Here is a 15,963-nt window from a genome sequence, read left to right on the forward strand (position 1 = left end):
TTTAAAAGCAGTTAAAGCGGTTGATGCAAGTTTAACAGCAGATGATTATGATTGATGACCGTTATATTATCAAGGTTCACCATCAAGTTATGATATTACTACAACAGATATTTATGTTGATATTTATATTGCTGGTAAAAATAAAGCAACTGGTGTTTCACAAGTTCAGTATTATAAAGTACAAAAAGTAAATCAAATAAGTATTAAACAATTTAATAAAGATAATATTGGAACTTTAAAAACACCTTGATATAGTGATGTTCCTGATTTAACTAAAAAAGCAGATGTAATTACTGAAATGAATACTGGTCTTATTAAAGCAATTCAAAAACTTAATGCTGGTTTAACAACTTCAGATTATATTGTTAATATTTTAGATTATGATCATTCAATATTTAATGATAGAGATGAGGGTAATTTTAGCAATAATGTTTCGGTACCATATAGTTTAATTGGTACAAATTGATTAACTGGTGAAACAACAGGAATGGAAATTACAGTTCCTGCTGCTACTAAAAAAACTTAATTATGAATTTATTAATTTTAAGAATATTAACCTTATTAGTTTCTAATTTAGAAAATAAAACATTAATAAATAAATTTGTTAATTTAATTAATAAAGTTAATCAAATTAAACAAACAGTATTAAAACCAATTAATTATACTACTGGTAAATATAAAAAAATTACTAATAAAGTTGAAGATATTTATCAGTGGTTAGACCCATTTACTTACTTAAATTTAATTAAAAAAGGTTATAAAAAAGAAATTCAACAAATATTAAATCAATTAGAAAAAGAAAATAATATTAAAAATAGAGAACAATTTAAAAATGAAAATTATCTAAATACTAATTGACAACCTTTAAATAGTAGTTGACTTGATAGTGGTATGTTTAATATTACAAATAAATTAACTTTAACGGGTAATTTAACTATTTTAATATATACAAAAACAGCAAAAAACCCTAAGTTTTATGGTCCATATGTTTATCCTAGTGTTCCAGTGGAAATTTGAAAATTATTAAGTAATGCTGTATCTAATGCAGGGACTTTATTTTGGCGTTATTGATTAAGAAAATGATTACCTAGTCATTTAAGAAATTATATTAAAAAACGATTACCACAAGCATTAAAAGAAAAATATCCAAAAGGAAATATTAAATTAACATTACCAACAGTTCAAAAATTACAGCAAATTAAAAAGTTTATTAATAATTTAAAGATTGGGCATTTTAATTTTAATTTTGCTGGTGAAATTAATAATAAAAAATGATATCGTGAACGCCGAAATGATATTAAAAATATTAAGAATTTATATAAAGCACCAGTTAATAGTAAATTTTATCAGGTTAATAAATCTATTAAAACAATTAATAAAAATAAAAGAAAAGTTAATAGTTATAAACCATCTAATTTAAAAAATAAATATCGTAATCAATTAAGGGGTGTTTTATATGGAAAATAATTTAAATAATTTGTTATTTATAACAGTTGAAGATGTTAAAGAAAGTAAACTTTGACAACCAATTAATGATAGAAAACAATCTGCTTATAATGATAATTTAATTTATAATGCTATTTTAAAAACTAGTTTATGAATGGATAGATTATCAGGTGGAACAATTTCCGATAAGATTAATAAAAAAGATTTATTTCCATGAGTAAAAAAAGATAATACAGGTGTAATTAAATATGATAAATGATTAAGTTATATTCAATCTGGTTGTTTATTAGCAGTTATAAATTGATATTTACCAAAAGGAGTAAATGATTTAACTGGTAGTGCATCATTTTCACAAGGTGGTGTTGCTTATTCACAAACTAATGACCCTGAAGCAAATGAAAATATTACTCGTGATGTTAAAAATGCTTTAAAATTAGCAGGTGAAATAATTGATATTATATCTAGTAAAACAAATATAAGACCATATAATTATAATTTAGGAAATTATGCTCATCCATGAGAAGAAGAATATAAATATATTACTAAAAAAACATTTTATGAAACATTATTATTTTGATTAAAAGAACGATTTCAAACAGATAATTCAATTAATATAACTTATCCTACTATTAATGATTTTAGTAAGATTGATTATAATGAGTATATTAAATTAATAGTGCCTTTTGATAATGATACGATTTATTATGAAAATAATGTATGAAAAGCAAAACAAGGCGGTGATATACCATCTGATGTTATTAAAGATAGTGATTTAAATAAAGATTATATTGATAAAGAAGATGGAAAATATATTGTTAAAAAAGCACAAAGTGGTAGTTCAATAACAGTTAATGCCCCATTACATCAAAAAGATGATAGTAGTTTAGAATTATTATTATCAGATGAATTTGGTGTTAAAAATAATAAATTATCTTTAAATCAAAGTTTTAAAGATACTTTTGAACAAGTAATAAAATGAATATTTGATATAGGTAAAAAAATAAAATGAGAAAAAGTAAGTATATCTTATACACCTGATAGTGCTAAGTATATTGATATTCCTGAATTTTCAGAAGAATATCGTTATCAAGTTTGATTATCACCAACTAATCGTAAAGGTGCTGAAGGTATGTTATGACTTGAACCACCTTATTTTACAGAAACAAAAGAAAATAAAACTTTATCTAAACATCAAGCAACTTGTTTTATTGATGATTTCGATAAAACCCCTTATAGTATTGCTTTATATAGTGCTAGTGGTCGGGTTTATTTAACTAATGGTTCAGAGGGTTCTAATATACCAATTAATAGTGTTCGTATTTTTCGACAAGAGGTGTAAATATGATAGATAAAGAAAATATTATTATTAAAAATAAAAATGGTACTTATTGACAAAGATTAGGTTTTGAACAAAGAAATCCAAGTCAAAGTTTTAAAGCATGAAAAAATCGTAAGTTTTTAAAATATGATAAATATCCATTTCATATTAAAAAAGCATATATTATGCGATATAATGCACTGTCAATTTTATATCATACTCCATTTTTAAGTTTATATGGTTTATTTTTTACTAGCTTACACTTTAATTGAATACCCACATTAGAACAAGTTAAAGAGTTTATGTTTGGTCAGCACAATATAACTGATGGTGGTTTTTTTGGATATGCTGGGATTGTTATATCATACCCAATATTACATGGTACTGCTTGATTAACAACAAAAATACCTAAAATACCAGCAATTAAATTACCGATTGGTAAATGTTTAGAGCAAGTTTATAAAATACCAAGTTATATCTTATATTTAATATTATTTGGTTGATTAATATTTCGTAAATATCTTAAAAAACATAATGTTAATATTTGTCATAATTGTAAAAAAACAATAGAACAAGTTAAAAGTTGAAATCAATATTGTCTTAAAAAAAGATGAAATAAATAGACTATATAGGGGTGGTAGATATTTTTGGGTGGTTATATAGTCTATTTTATAAATTATTTTGTTCTGAAAGAATAGATGGCCACTGTTTTAGTAAGGATAGAAAGGAAATAAAAAAATGAATATTTCAACAGATACATTAATGATTGTTTTACTTGTATTAGCGGGTTCAGTTGGAACTGGTAGTCTTGGCGTTCTTGGTTTATCTGCTAAAAAAATTAAAAAATATAAAGCAGAAATTAGAGAATTACGAACTGCTGTAATTGCTCATGAAAAGCATTTACGCGGTGCTGAAAGTGCAACAGAATTAGCAATTAAAACTGGACAAATTAAAAATGTCAAAAAACAAGTTAAAATTAATGATAAAGAATATGCTAAAAAAGAAGCGATTGAAAAACTTACAAATAGCATTTAAAAAAATAACCTTAATTGGTTATTTTTTATTTGTTATTATCACCATTTTCATTTTTCTCTTGTAAAATAAAATATATTTATTACAATAATAATTAAAATTGTTATTATTAACGCTATTAAAATGTTTTCATATTTTAAACATTCATCTATTCAACCAATTTCTATCATATAAGCATCAATTCTCTTTGTTTTTAATCCAAATTTAAACATAGCAATAAAAATTAAAATTGGCATAAATATTAATCATAATAATAAAAAATCAATTAATATATATAATAAAATTAACCGAGTTAACTTTTTATTTTTTTTACTCATTTTTATTATCTCCTTTGTTATTTACAATATAATAATTAATAAAATATTCTACTTTTTCTGAAAAAGTATAGTTTTGTGGTAAATTATTTCAGATTTTTTCTTGTTCGGTATTTAAGTAAAGATTAACAGTTTTACGAACCATACTAGAATAATATATTTTTCTTCTTTGATTATATTTTTCTTTTCGTTTTTTATTATATGTTTTCTTCATAATATTACCTCTCATAATTAGCAATTATAATTGCATCGCGGAGATGATTACTTATTTTTTCATTATTATATTTTCAACCTTTACCATATTGATAAGTTAAATTAGGATCTTTATCATATTTTCATAAACAACTATCATTATATTTACTTAAATTTTCAATATTTTTAACAACGGATTTAGTATATTTTGGTGATACTCAATTAATGTCACCTCAAAACTGTTTTTGTAAAACACCTAATAATCTCAATAAATCATCGCGGTCTTTTGAACCATTAGCACTTGTTGGTAAACAATCTTCAACATTAATAATCTCGCCTGATCGCTGATATTCTCAAATAATCTCAATAATATAATTATCATGATATTTTCAATCTTTATTTGTAAAATCTAGTTTTTTAATTAATTTATTATCTTCATAAATAACAATACCAGTAGTACCAGTACCTGATGGGTCAATACCTATTTTTATCATTATTTTAAAAACCTTTCTTTAAATTGATAATAAAAATCTTCACTTTGTTTTTTAATAATAACTGGTTCTAATTTTGTTGCACTTGTAGTTTCTTTAATAAATTTTTTTGCTTCTTCTTTAATATTTATATCTATTTTTGTATTTGTAATAAAATTTTTAATATTATTAAAATGTTCTAAACTCATTGAATTTGGATTATTATTTTCTTTAATAACTTGATTACTATTTTCTTTACTTATTTCAGTACTATCAGGATCTAATTCATCTGTTGCTATACCAAAAGTTTTACATAATCAATAACGAGCTCCATAAGTTAAAGCACTACCAATTGCTTTTGCAATATCTGAATTTTGTGCTGATAAAATAATTCCTAATTCTATTTTTTCACTACCTTTATAAAGTGTTAATAATCCTTTTGAATAATAATTTATTAATTTTCCACCTTTACTACTTTGTGTTTCTGTAAAACTTGGTTCTCCAACTGCTTGAATAGTATAAGTTATACCTTGTTTACGTAATTGTGGTTTTAAGGTTTGATAGAGGTCACTTTCTGTAAAATAATTATAATTATTATGGTCATTTCTGGCATTTTTACCAACAAAAAGATTTATATCAGATTGAATTTCTCCAATACTTTCAATTAAGGTTTTTGTTTTAGTTTCTTGTGGCATTTTCTCACTCCTCTCTTTCTTGTCATATTAAAATGGCTTCTTTAATTTGTTCTAAATCTTGTTTAGTAATATTAACTTTTTCTTTAATTACTATTTTTAATTTTGGATTTATAATTATCATTAATATTTTTTTATTATCTATACAAAAGTTTTTTTCTAATAAATAATAAAGTTTTAATTGTCAAATATAGCGTTCAATATCCGCTTTTTCATTAGAACTTGTAATTTTTCAATCACACATTATATATTCATTATCTGTTGTTATACCAATAAAATCAGTTGTACCACACATTAAAGGACTATAAAGTGTTTTTTCAGTTTCATAATGTCTAAATTTAATATCTTTAAAAGTTTCTTGATATAGTTTTATAAAATTTTTAAATAATTCACGATGTGATTTTATTTCACAATCAATAAATTCAATTAATTCATCATCAAAATTATTTTTTATTCAAACATCAATCATATTATGTATACATATTCCACGATTTTGTGCTAATTTTAAAATATTATCATCAATTTGCGAATAGTCTTTTGGTAATAAAATATTAACAATTTGACTAACACTAGGAATTAAAATGCTATACTTATGTAATTCATCATTATAAATATATAAAGGTTTTAAATCTAATCTCATAAAATTGCTTCATCATTACCAATATTTTGATTATCATTATTAAATAATTCTTTTGTATCAGATGAATTAAATTCTATTTTTTCTTGTGGTTTTTCAGATAAAGTATCTTTTTTTAAATTATTATTAGTTTGTAAAAATTCACAACTATAAACTCTTACCATTCATTGTATTTTATTATCTTTATCTTTATAAGATTGTAAAATACCTGTAATTGCAATTTGACTACCTTTTTGACAATATTGTTGTAATAAATTTGCTTGTTTATTTCAAACTTGACAAGGAATAAAATCAGTTTCTTTTTGGGTTGAATGTGGTCTTGCTACTGCTAATTGAAACATAGCATATTCTTTCCCATTTTGAGTTTTCTTAATTTCAATATCTTTTGTTGTTCTTCCAATTCCAATAAATTTATTCATTATTCATCCTCCTTACTAGGTAATTTGTCATATTTAGAATTATCTTTAAGATAAAATGTTATTCCATTATCGCAGCAAATTGAACTATGTTCTCATAAACAAGTTACTTTTTGAAAATCTTCTTTATATAATATTTGTTGTTTTAATTCTGTAAGTTCTTCTTTAAGTACATCATTATCACAAAATAAACAATAATCAGAGTTAATTTGATTAACAGGGCATTGACATTTTTTACAATATTTTGCCATTATTCATCCTCCTTAATAACAGTTAATTGGTCTAATTGTTTTTTTGTAATTCTAGCACCTAATAAACAAGCATTTTCTAAATTAGCACCTACTAAAAAAGCATTTCGTAAATTAGCACTTCGTAAATTAGCATATTCTAAATTAGCACATCATAAATTAGCACATCATAAATTAGCACCTTGTAAATTAGCACTTCCTAAATAAGCACCTTGTAAATCTAATGCTTCATATTCTAAATATTCATTTATTTTTTGTTCTTCAACAGTTATTCCTGTTAAATCTTTAATTAAATCTTGTAATGTTTTCATTTTATAATTCCTCCAAATTCTTTTCTGCAATTAAAGTATCAATATAGTCATAAGCACTTTCTTCTGAATGACATTCTTCTAATGCTTCATTAAATAAATCTTCTTTTGTGTAAACTTTGCCATCTTCATCTTTTCACATATTATTTATCTCCTTGTCATTTAATATTTTTATCTTCTAAATCAATAATGGTTGTTTGAGAACAACTTTTATTTTTAGCAGTATATTGTGCTTCTTCTAATGTATAAAATAATTCAGTATCTATTCCAGTAAATGAACTATTTGTTATTAATAAATATCTTTTTTCCATAATTTAATTCCTTCCTACTTTTAATCTTTTTAATTATTTTTTTAGTTTTAATGACTTGGATTATTCCATATATTGTAAAAGGTAATGACACTAAGCATGAAATAATATTTATTATGATTATTATTAATGTTCATATACTCATATTTAATTCCTCCTAATTCTTTTTATTTAATGCTCAATGTTCATCAGTAATTTCATTGTGGGTAAGGATATATTTATTTTGTTTATCACATTTAAAGCAATAACCTCAATATCTTTTTTTAAGACAATATTTCTTTTTCATATTTACCTCCTAAATTATTCCTTTTATTTTTTTCTCAAATTGTAATATTTTTCATCCATCTGATGCTAAATCTAAAATATCGTTAATTTTGTAATGTTCCATATAAGACGCAATAACACCTCATTTATCTTTAAATAAATTTAAGTACATTTTTGCTCATTCTAAACATTGAAAATCATAATGTTTTTTATGATGTAAAATACGACAATCAATAGGTTGACAATTAACTCAATCAAAAGATGTTGTTATTTCATCTCAAGTTTTATTAATATATTTACTTTTATATTCCATCATTTTTTCTCCTATCTTTAACTCGCTGGCACTCACTCCCAAGTGAAAGTGCCGAAGCGATAATTAGTTATATAAGTATTTATCTATTTATTTACTACGCCATCCGCTTTACTGGGGGTAAGCGGTGGCGGTGTTATGTTTGTTTTAGTATCTATTAAAAATCTGCAACTATATTTTTAAATTAGACGCCAGACATATATATGTCTTCCTTCTCCGTTCCTTTTTCAAGGAGGCAACGCTCAGTTTTTGAAATTAAATTTACTCGCATCAATTTGAAGGACCTAATGCTAATCGCAAATTTAATTGTTTGTGTCACCATCTCTATTTTTATTGTGGTTTGATGTTAGCCTTGGACACATCACCACTATCGCAAGTTATTAAAAATAATAACCAACGCCGATTTTCCTCTTTCCTCATACACTATTTCAGTACTTGCCTCGGACGGCTGTGGGAATGAGTTAATACTCATGTTCTTATGGAAGCACTTAGTTATTTAAAATAACCGTCCCACTCTGCATTAAGTTGTTTTATAAAATCAAATTTTTAATGAACCAGTTTCATAATCAAAGATAATTTTTGAATTTTCTAGTTTTTGATAAAATTGCTTTTGTGTTTTATCTTTTACTTTATTCAATAAATTTCTATGTTTTTCACAAGTTCATAAAACTTTATTTGATACAAATTCTTCGGTGATGAATGATGATAATTTATAACAATCATTAACATCACATATTTTTTGTTGTTTAATTATCATTACCTCCTTTTAGGAGTTGTTTTATTTCAAATAAAAAAACAACTCTAACAAGAGTTGCTTTTTTGCCGCTTCATCGTACATTATACATTTTAATTTTGGTATTTATAACTGACAAGAAATTAATAATGGTGGTTTGTTCCCTGATAAACAATGATGACAAGTACAATATGTAACGCCAGAGGGTTGATGAGATTTTGGTGCTCATATTAAAAATGCGGTGATTTGAATTGTCAATACTATTCCTGGTGTTAAACAAGTTAATGAATTAGCGAGTGGTGTTGGTAAGGTTTTTGAGACAGTATATAGTTTTTTTAGTCAAATATTCGAGGTATGAAAATTTAATCCAGCATTGTATAGTACAATAACAAATATTTTTTTATTAATTATTTTTATGAAATTTGTGCGATTAATATAAAAAAGGAACTGTTATTAAGAAGTTCCTTTTTGTTCTTTTCAGTCAGTAATTTCACCAGTGTTTTTATTAATGGTTGGTATTTCTGGTTCATCAACGCCATCTCAACGATAAACAGACTTAAAATAAGTTCCATCATCTTGTGACCAAGATGTTACAGGTCTTACAGCCCCTATTTTAATACGAAATAAGTTATCGCCCACTCTTGTTAATGCTAATTCATAATCTTCTTGTGTATCTAAAACTTTTCTTTTTTCTGAAAAATTAATATTTGGAAATTTAATAATTCTTCAATTATCATTTTCATCACCACGCCACACAACAAAATATCATTTATTATCAACTGTATTAAACGGTTTATCTTGTGCTATAACTTGTTTTCAATTACTACCTTCTGGTGGTTGTTGTGGATTATATTGTGGTTCTGGTTTATTATCTTCTCCACCGTTTTCATTATTATTTTCTTTTTTACAACTGATTAGTGTTGTTGTGCTTGTTGCGGTTAATCCGATTGCTCCTATTATGCTAAGTCATTTTTTCATATAGATTGCTCCTTTTTATTGTTTTATATATAATTGATTTTATCACATATCAATCATATATCAATTATTCGTATTAAATATTAATTTTATATATTTTTGATGGTAGGTGTAAATTAATGAAATATATTATTAATAATTTTAATTTGTTTGATTTACAAGCAAAATTAAAGAATTTTTTAAGTAAAAATTATAAAAATAAATATTATAAAAGAATAAAACAAAAAATATTTTCATATATTAATTTGTGTAATGATTATTATAATGGTAATTTTTTTTTTGAAAGATTTAATTAAAAAATATTTTAAAAATAAGTTTTCAACTTTTTATTATTGAGCGAATAAAATTTTAATTGCATATAAAAATAATGATTTTGCTGAATTATTATTAAAGTCAACAATTCCTAATAATATTAATTATCAATATAGTGATGATATTCGCAAAATTATTTGTGATTTATATTTTGAATATTGTAATAAACATGCTGGTGGTGTTTTATCTTTGTTTTATAATTTAAAAAAAGGAATTCATGGAGAAGAATTAAAAAATAAAGCACCAAAAAATTTAAAAACATTTTTTCGTTGACTTAAAAAAGATGAAAGATGATTAAAAATAAAAAATAAAATTAAAGAAATTAAAAAACAACATCCAAGATATGAAGTTAAAGAAATAGGTTTGTTACAGATGGACGCTAAATATTTTGTACCAAGTAAATTTCCAGTTGATAAAAAGTATTATGTTTATGATTTTATTGATGAAAAAACAAGATTAGCATTAGGATATGTTTATGATAAATTAAGTACTGATAATGCTATTGATGCTGTTAAAAAAGCAATTAGTGATTTTAAAAATATATTTGATATTATAATAACACGGATTAGAACTGATAACGGTGCTGAATTTATTAATAATTATCGTAATAATCAAAAAATTAGTGTTAAAAAGACTAATTTTACTCAATTTTTAACAGATAAAAATATTTTGCATCAAACAACACCAGTTCGCTCTCCACAGTCAAACGGTAAGATTGAAAGATTTCATCAAAATTATACTAAATTATTTGTATTTGAAGAAAAAATATTAAATGCAGTTAGTTTACAGAATAAATTAAATGATTATTATTATTTTTATAATTTTGAAAGAGTACATAAGTCTTTAAATTTTCAGACACCATTTAATTTTTTGAATAGTTTAAGTTTAATTAAATAATTTTAAATTATTAAGTTTTTGTGTTTAAACTAAATAAGTTTATTATATTTTAATTAATTAATAATATGTAAATTAACTCATAAAATATGTTATTAAAATAATAAAATATGTATTTATTAATTAAAATTTAATAAATTATTTTTTAGTGTGTTTAATTTTATGATATTTTTTTATTATAAATAAATATTTTTATTATTTTTATTATTTTCTTGTAATCTTTAAAATGTGTGTGGTATACTACATATCGTTTGTGTTATTTATTGTTTTATTTTTTGGAATGTTTTTTAAACTTATTCAAAAAATGTGGAGTTTTTAAAAATGCAAAATGATTGACAAGAATTCAAAGAGTTTTTTATTTATATCTTTTTGTTTATAGATAAGGCGAATGTTGAAAGTATTACAATGTGGAATTTAACGCAAAATGAATATTTAACTTTGATGGTTGGTGTTTGAATTGTGATTTTGTTTTTAACTTGGTTTTTCTTGTGAATGGTTTTTAAAATAGTTGGGTATTTTAAATAATGAAAAAGTTTATATTTTTCTTTAAAAACTATTGTTATATTAGTGGTTCAATGCTTTTGTTTAGTTTAATTGATTTATTACTTTGGTTAATTTCTTTGTATTGTGTTGGTTTAGTATTTTGAATATTATTTGCTTTGCAGTGTGTTTATTTTGTGTGATGATTGTGAAAAAATATTTTTTATCAGTTAAATGCTTTTCGGTTAGTAAATTTTGTTTGAGATAATCCGTTATCGGTAATTATTGGTAAGTTAGGAACTGGTAAAACATTACTTTTAACTTATTTGTCGCAAACTATGAAATTATTGACAGACGAAATTTATAGTAATTATCCGTTAGAAGATGATAAAGTTAAAGTTTTAACATTTAAAAATTTAGATTTTACCGATCGAACAAAACTAGTCCCACCCGATGATAGTGTTATTTTATTTGATGAAAGTTATTTGTATATTGATGGAACTAGTCCTCACGATGAGAAAAAAGTTCATAGTGGTAAAATACCGTGAATTGTTTTAGCGAGACATTTTGGACATCGTGCGTTGTTTACTGCTCAGCGTGAGGGATTGCTCCTTTTTATTGTTTTATATATAATTGATTTTATCACATATCAATTATATATCAATTATTCGTATTAAATATTAATTTTATATATTTTTGATGGTAGGTGTAAATTAATGAAATATATTATTAATAATTTTAATTTGTTTGATTTACAAGCAAAATTAAAGAATTTTTTAAGTAAAAATTATAAAAATAAATATTATAAAAGAATAAAACAAAAAATATTTTCATATATTAATTTGTGTAATGATTATTATAATGGTAATTTTTTTTGAAAGATTTAATTAAAAAATATTTTAAAAATAAGTTTTCAACTTTTTATTATTGAGCGAATAAAATTTTAATTGCATATAAAAATAATGATTTTGCTGAATTATTATTAAAGTCAACAATTCCTAATAATATTAATTATCAATATAGTGATGATATTCGCAAAATTATTTGTGATTTATATTTTGAATATTGTAATAAACATGCTGGTGGTGTTTTATCTTTGTTTTATAATTTAAAAAAAGGAATTCATGGAGAAGAATTAAAAAATAAAGCACCAAAAAATTTAAAAACATTTTTTCGTTGACTTAAAAAAGATGAAAGATGATTAAAAATAAAAAATAAAATTAAAGAAATTAAAAAACAACATCCAAGATATGAAGTTAAAGAAATAGGTTTGTTACAGATGGACGCTAAATATTTTGTACCAAGTAAATTTCCAGTTGATAAAAAGTATTATGTTTATGATTTTATTGATGAAAAAACAAGATTAGCATTAGGATATGTTTATGATAAATTAAGTACTGATAATGCTATTGATGCTGTTAAAAAAGCAATTAGTGATTTTAAAAATATATTTGATATTATAATAACACGGATTAGAACTGATAACGGTTCTGAATTTATTAATAATTATCGGAATAATCAAAAAATTAGTGTTAAAAAGACTAATTTTACTCAATTTTTAACAGATAAAAATATTTTGCATCAAACAACACCAGTTCGCTCTCCACAGTCAAACGGTAAGATTGAAAGATTTCATCAAAATTATACTAAATTATTTGTATTTGAAGAAAAAATATTAAATGCAGTTAGTTTACAGAATAAATTAAATGATTATTATTATTTTTATAATTTTGAAAGAGTACATAAGTCTTTAAATTTTCAGACACCATTTAATTTTTTGAATAGTTTAAGTTTAATTAAATAATTTTAAATTATTAAGTTTTTGTGTTTAAACTAAATAAGTTTATTATATTTTAATTAATTAATAATATGTAAATTAACTCATAAAATATGTTATTAAAATAATAAAATATGTATTTATTAATTAAAATTTAATAAATTATTTTTTAGTGTGTTTAATTTTATATTTTTTATTTATTTATTTTATGATATTTTTTTATTATAAATAAATATTTTTATTATTTTTGTTATTTTCTTGTAATCTTTAAAATGTGTGTGGTATACTACATCTTTTTCTTTAACTACATTATCGTTAGTGTCCGCTATTTCTGTATAAGATGGGGTATTTATATTATTTAATAAGGGTTCATCGATCATTTGCCCGTTATTTTTGGCGACATCAATATCTTTAAATGAAATATATTCAAAATTACCATCTTCTTTAATTTCTTTTTCATCTAAATCAATATCAGATATATCAATTCCATAAGCTAATGCTAATTTACGATATAATTTAGCTTAAACCATTTCTTTTGGTCATTTATTTCAAGGTGAATATTCACTATTACCACTAGGACTACTATTTCTTAAACGATCAATATCTGCTTTTCTTAATAAAATACCTTGATAATTTCCATTTTTATCTTTTGCAAAAGCAAAGCACCAATAATTTCATTATAATCACTAGTATTTGCATTAAAATTAATTTCATGTATTTTAGGACATGAATTTAAACTATCTCATTCAAATTTTTCACCTTTAAATATAATTGCTTTTCTTGGACTATACCCTGCTTCTTAAATTCTTTTACAATAAACCTTACTATCAATAACAGTAGTTAATTTATTTTTAAATGGAATAATATTAAAATCTTTACCAAAAATTAACCCTTTATTACTTAATTTGTAGTATACCACACACATTTTAAAGATTACAAGAAAATAACAAAAATAATAAAAATATTTATTTATAATAAAAAAATATCATAAAATAAATAAATAAAAAATATAAAATTAAACACACTAAAAAATAATTTATTAAATTTTAATTAATAAATACGTATTTTATTATTTTAATGACATATTTTATGAGTTAATTTACATATTATTAATTAATTAAAATATAATAAACTTATTTAGTTTAAACACAAAAACTTAATAATTTAAAATTATTTAATTAAACTTAAACTATTCAAAAAATTAAATGGTGTCTGAAAATTTAAAGACTTATGCACTCTTTCAAAATTATAAAAATAATAATAATCATTTAATTTATTCTGTAAACTAACTGCATTTAATATTTTTTCTTCAAATACAAATAATTTAGTATAATTTTGATGAAATCTTTCAATCTTACCGTTTGACTGTGGAGAGCGAACTGGTGTTGTTTGATGCAAAATATTTTTATCTGTTAAAAATTGAGTAAAATTAGTCTTTTTAACACTAATTTTTTGATTATTACGATAATTATTAATAAATTCAGAACCGTTATCAGTTCTAATCCGTGTTATTATAATATCAAATATATTTTTAAAATCACTAATTGCTTTTTTAACAGCATCAATAGCATTATCAGTACTTAATTTATCATAAACATATCCTAATGCTAATCTTGTTTTTTCATCAATAAAATCATAAACATAATACTTTTTATCAACTGGAAATTTACTTGGTACAAAATATTTAGCGTCCATCTGTAACAAACCTATTTCTTTAACTTCATATCTTGGATGTTGTTTTTTAATTTCTTTAATTTTATTTTTTATTTTTAATCATCTTTCATCTTTTTTAAGTCAACGAAAAAATGTTTTTAAATTTTTTGGTGCTTTATTTTTTAATTCTTCTCCATGAATTCCTTTTTTTAAATTATAAAACAAAGATAAAACACCACCAGCATGTTTATTACAATATTCAAAATATAAATCACAAATAATTTTGCGAATATCATCACTATATTGATAATTAATATTATTAGGAATTGTTGACTTTAATAATAATTCAGCAAAATCATTATTTTTATATGCAATTAAAATTTTATTCGCTCAATAATAAAAAGTTGAAAACTTATTTTTAAAATATTTTTTAATTAAATCTTTCAACAAAAAATTACCATTATAATAATCATTACACAAATTAATATATGAAAATATTTTTTGTTTTATTCTTTTATAATATTTATTTTTATAATTTTTACTCAAAAAACTCTTTAATTTTGATTGTAAATCAAACAAATTAAAATTATTAATAATATATTTCATTATTTTACACCTACCATCAAAAATATATAAAATTAATATTTAATACGAATAATTGATATATAATTGATATGTGATAAAATCAATTATATATAAAACAATAAAAAGGAGCAATCTATATGAAAAAATGACTTAGCATAATAGGAGCAATCGGATTAACCGCAACAAGCACAACATCATTAATTAGTTGTCAAAAACCAAATAATAATGAAAACGGGAAAGGAGATAATAAACCAAAACCATCATATAATCCACAACAACCACCAAAAGATAGTAATTGAAAATTAATTCCTAGGGTTAATGATGTTTTAGTACCACCCAAAATAATTGCTTCTACTGATAAAAATAAATATGTAAAAGAAGATGATAGGAAATATATTGTAATTTATCCATATCTAATCCAACAATGAAACATAATTAAAAAAGATGCAAAATATATTAATAATACCGCAGCATGAAGTTCAAAAGCAATAATTTATTATTGAGATGGTGATGGTGAACCCGAAACACCAACCATTGATAAAAACACCGGTGAAATTACTGATTGAAAAGAACAAAAAGGAACTGAATAACAGTTCCTT

27 protein-coding genes and 2 pseudogenes are annotated in these 15,963 nt (G+C 22.6%); 13 read left to right on the forward strand and 16 right to left on the reverse strand.

Features of this window, described 5'->3' with window-relative positions; genetic code table 4:
* The first annotated feature begins 298 nt into the window (after positions 1 to 298).
* The 5 genes from SDAV_RS03695 (at position 299) to SDAV_RS03715 (ending at position 3,799) form a co-directional block, all read left to right on the forward strand.
* Positions 299 to 526 (forward strand): hypothetical protein, encoded by a 228-nt coding sequence (locus SDAV_RS03695; protein ID WP_114564596.1) that lies wholly within the window; start codon positions 299 to 301, stop codon positions 524 to 526.
* 2 nt (positions 527 to 528) lie between these two features.
* Positions 529 to 1,467 carry a hypothetical protein gene (locus SDAV_RS03700; protein WP_114564597.1) on the forward strand — a complete coding sequence of 313 codons (939 nt, stop codon included), beginning with the start codon at positions 529 to 531 and terminating at the stop codon, positions 1,465 to 1,467.
* A complete protein-coding gene (locus SDAV_RS03705; RefSeq protein WP_114564598.1) occupies positions 1,457 to 2,785 on the forward strand; it encodes a hypothetical protein in 1,329 nt (442 codons plus the stop codon). Before SDAV_RS03700 ends, SDAV_RS03705 begins: the two co-directional genes overlap by 11 nt.
* 2 nt (positions 2,786 to 2,787) lie before the next feature.
* Complete coding sequence (locus tag SDAV_RS03710; protein ID WP_114564599.1) at positions 2,788 to 3,387, forward strand: hypothetical protein; 600 nt, start codon at positions 2,788 to 2,790, stop codon at positions 3,385 to 3,387.
* A 115-nt stretch (positions 3,388 to 3,502) separates the two neighbouring features.
* The gene (locus SDAV_RS03715) at positions 3,503 to 3,799 is read left to right on the forward strand and encodes a hypothetical protein (protein ID WP_114564600.1); all 297 of its coding nucleotides are present in this window, start codon (positions 3,503 to 3,505) and stop codon (positions 3,797 to 3,799) included.
* A 35-nt stretch (positions 3,800 to 3,834) separates the two neighbouring features.
* On the opposite strand, the gene SDAV_RS03720 is transcribed toward SDAV_RS03715, so the two are convergent.
* The 13 genes from SDAV_RS03720 to SDAV_RS03765 all read right to left on the reverse strand — a co-directional run bounded on the left by SDAV_RS03720 (position 3,835) and on the right by SDAV_RS03765 (position 8,712).
* Complete coding sequence (locus SDAV_RS03720) at positions 3,835 to 4,113, reverse strand: hypothetical protein (protein WP_114564601.1); 279 nt, start codon at positions 4,111 to 4,113, stop codon at positions 3,835 to 3,837.
* A complete protein-coding gene (locus SDAV_RS03725) occupies positions 4,106 to 4,324 on the reverse strand; it encodes a hypothetical protein (RefSeq protein ID WP_114564602.1) in 219 nt (72 codons plus the stop codon). Before SDAV_RS03725 ends, SDAV_RS03720 begins: the two co-directional genes overlap by 8 nt.
* A 4-nt stretch (positions 4,325 to 4,328) precedes the next feature.
* Complete coding sequence (locus tag SDAV_RS03730) at positions 4,329 to 4,796, reverse strand: hypothetical protein (RefSeq protein WP_114564603.1); 468 nt, start codon at positions 4,794 to 4,796, stop codon at positions 4,329 to 4,331.
* On the reverse strand, positions 4,796 to 5,467 hold the full coding sequence (locus tag SDAV_RS03735; protein WP_114564604.1) for an ERF family protein: 672 nt from the start codon (positions 5,465 to 5,467) through the stop codon (positions 4,796 to 4,798). The genes SDAV_RS03730 and SDAV_RS03735 overlap by 1 nt, the downstream gene beginning before the upstream one ends.
* Positions 5,451 to 6,104, reverse strand: coding sequence for a hypothetical protein (locus SDAV_RS03740; protein ID WP_114564605.1), 654 nt, complete (start codon positions 6,102 to 6,104; stop codon positions 5,451 to 5,453). Before SDAV_RS03740 ends, SDAV_RS03735 begins: the two co-directional genes overlap by 17 nt.
* Positions 6,095 to 6,520, reverse strand: coding sequence for a single-stranded DNA-binding protein (locus SDAV_RS03745; protein ID WP_114564606.1), 426 nt, complete (start codon positions 6,518 to 6,520; stop codon positions 6,095 to 6,097). The genes SDAV_RS03740 and SDAV_RS03745 overlap by 10 nt, the downstream gene beginning before the upstream one ends.
* Positions 6,520 to 6,768: a hypothetical protein gene (locus SDAV_RS03750; protein ID WP_114564607.1), complete on the reverse strand. Its 249-nt coding sequence runs from the start codon at positions 6,766 to 6,768 to the stop codon at positions 6,520 to 6,522. Before SDAV_RS03750 ends, SDAV_RS03745 begins: the two co-directional genes overlap by 1 nt.
* On the reverse strand, positions 6,768 to 7,076 hold the full coding sequence (locus tag SDAV_RS03755; protein WP_114564608.1) for a pentapeptide repeat-containing protein: 309 nt from the start codon (positions 7,074 to 7,076) through the stop codon (positions 6,768 to 6,770). The genes SDAV_RS03750 and SDAV_RS03755 overlap by 1 nt, the downstream gene beginning before the upstream one ends.
* A gap of 1 nt (position 7,077) precedes the next feature.
* Positions 7,078 to 7,215 (reverse strand): hypothetical protein, encoded by a 138-nt coding sequence (locus SDAV_RS11885; RefSeq protein ID WP_157092848.1) that lies wholly within the window; start codon positions 7,213 to 7,215, stop codon positions 7,078 to 7,080.
* 1 nt (position 7,216) lies between these two features.
* A complete protein-coding gene (locus SDAV_RS11890) occupies positions 7,217 to 7,384 on the reverse strand; it encodes a hypothetical protein (protein WP_186823344.1) in 168 nt (55 codons plus the stop codon).
* Positions 7,385 to 7,538: 154 nt separating this feature from the next.
* Complete coding sequence (locus SDAV_RS13970; RefSeq protein WP_281268810.1) at positions 7,539 to 7,667, reverse strand: hypothetical protein; 129 nt, start codon at positions 7,665 to 7,667, stop codon at positions 7,539 to 7,541.
* Positions 7,668 to 7,676: 9 nt separating this feature from the next.
* Positions 7,677 to 7,958, reverse strand: a complete 282-nt coding sequence (locus SDAV_RS03760; RefSeq protein ID WP_114564609.1) for a hypothetical protein — start codon at positions 7,956 to 7,958, stop codon at positions 7,677 to 7,679.
* Positions 7,959 to 8,475: 517 nt separating this feature from the next.
* On the reverse strand, positions 8,476 to 8,712 hold the full coding sequence (locus SDAV_RS03765) for a hypothetical protein (RefSeq protein ID WP_114564610.1): 237 nt from the start codon (positions 8,710 to 8,712) through the stop codon (positions 8,476 to 8,478).
* Between the two features lie 88 nt (positions 8,713 to 8,800).
* Between SDAV_RS03765 and SDAV_RS03770 the strand changes: the two are divergent.
* A pseudogene (locus SDAV_RS03770) lies at positions 8,801 to 9,127 on the forward strand (spiroplasma phage ORF1-like family protein); the annotation flags it as partial.
* Positions 9,128 to 9,141: 14 nt separating this feature from the next.
* Here SDAV_RS03770 and SDAV_RS03775 read toward each other — a convergent pair.
* The gene (locus SDAV_RS03775; protein ID WP_114564611.1) at positions 9,142 to 9,666 is read right to left on the reverse strand and encodes a lipoprotein; all 525 of its coding nucleotides are present in this window, start codon (positions 9,664 to 9,666) and stop codon (positions 9,142 to 9,144) included.
* 116 nt (positions 9,667 to 9,782) lie between these two features.
* Here SDAV_RS03775 and SDAV_RS12585 point away from each other — a divergent pair, with 116 nt between their 5' ends.
* The 6 genes and pseudogenes from SDAV_RS12585 (at position 9,783) to SDAV_RS03795 (ending at position 13,153) form a co-directional block, all read left to right on the forward strand.
* Positions 9,783 to 9,959 carry a hypothetical protein gene (locus tag SDAV_RS12585; RefSeq protein WP_222611589.1) on the forward strand — a complete coding sequence of 59 codons (177 nt, stop codon included), beginning with the start codon at positions 9,783 to 9,785 and terminating at the stop codon, positions 9,957 to 9,959.
* Positions 9,943 to 10,872, forward strand: coding sequence for a DDE-type integrase/transposase/recombinase (locus tag SDAV_RS03780; protein WP_222611590.1), 930 nt, complete (start codon positions 9,943 to 9,945; stop codon positions 10,870 to 10,872). Before SDAV_RS12585 ends, SDAV_RS03780 begins: the two co-directional genes overlap by 17 nt.
* 318 nt (positions 10,873 to 11,190) lie before the next feature.
* Positions 11,191 to 11,394, forward strand: a complete 204-nt coding sequence (locus tag SDAV_RS03785; protein WP_114564286.1) for a DUF2649 domain-containing protein — start codon at positions 11,191 to 11,193, stop codon at positions 11,392 to 11,394.
* Positions 11,394 to 11,960, forward strand: a pseudogene (locus tag SDAV_RS03790) (hypothetical protein); the annotation flags it as partial. The gene SDAV_RS03785 and the pseudogene SDAV_RS03790, both read left to right, overlap by 1 nt.
* A gap of 105 nt (positions 11,961 to 12,065) precedes the next feature.
* Positions 12,066 to 12,236 carry a hypothetical protein gene (locus SDAV_RS12590; RefSeq protein ID WP_222611591.1) on the forward strand — a complete coding sequence of 57 codons (171 nt, stop codon included), beginning with the start codon at positions 12,066 to 12,068 and terminating at the stop codon, positions 12,234 to 12,236.
* On the forward strand, positions 12,224 to 13,153 hold the full coding sequence (locus tag SDAV_RS03795) for a DDE-type integrase/transposase/recombinase (RefSeq protein WP_222611592.1): 930 nt from the start codon (positions 12,224 to 12,226) through the stop codon (positions 13,151 to 13,153). Before SDAV_RS12590 ends, SDAV_RS03795 begins: the two co-directional genes overlap by 13 nt.
* Before the next feature lie 772 nt (positions 13,154 to 13,925).
* On the opposite strand, the gene SDAV_RS13975 is transcribed toward SDAV_RS03795, so the two are convergent.
* Positions 13,926 to 14,051, reverse strand: a complete 126-nt coding sequence (locus SDAV_RS13975) for a hypothetical protein (protein WP_281268840.1) — start codon at positions 14,049 to 14,051, stop codon at positions 13,926 to 13,928.
* 245 nt (positions 14,052 to 14,296) lie between these two features.
* Positions 14,297 to 15,385, reverse strand: coding sequence for a DDE-type integrase/transposase/recombinase (locus SDAV_RS03800; protein ID WP_114564612.1), 1,089 nt, complete (start codon positions 15,383 to 15,385; stop codon positions 14,297 to 14,299).
* Positions 15,386 to 15,501: 116 nt separating this feature from the next.
* Here SDAV_RS03800 and SDAV_RS12595 point away from each other — a divergent pair, with 116 nt between their 5' ends.
* Positions 15,502 to 15,954, forward strand: coding sequence for a lipoprotein (locus SDAV_RS12595; protein WP_222611536.1), 453 nt, complete (start codon positions 15,502 to 15,504; stop codon positions 15,952 to 15,954).
* Positions 15,955 to 15,963: the final 9 nt, after the last annotated feature.

Source organism: Spiroplasma phoeniceum P40, assembly GCF_003339775.1.
Classification (GTDB): Bacteria; Bacillota_I; Bacilli_A; order Mycoplasmatales; family Mycoplasmataceae; genus Spiroplasma; species Spiroplasma phoeniceum.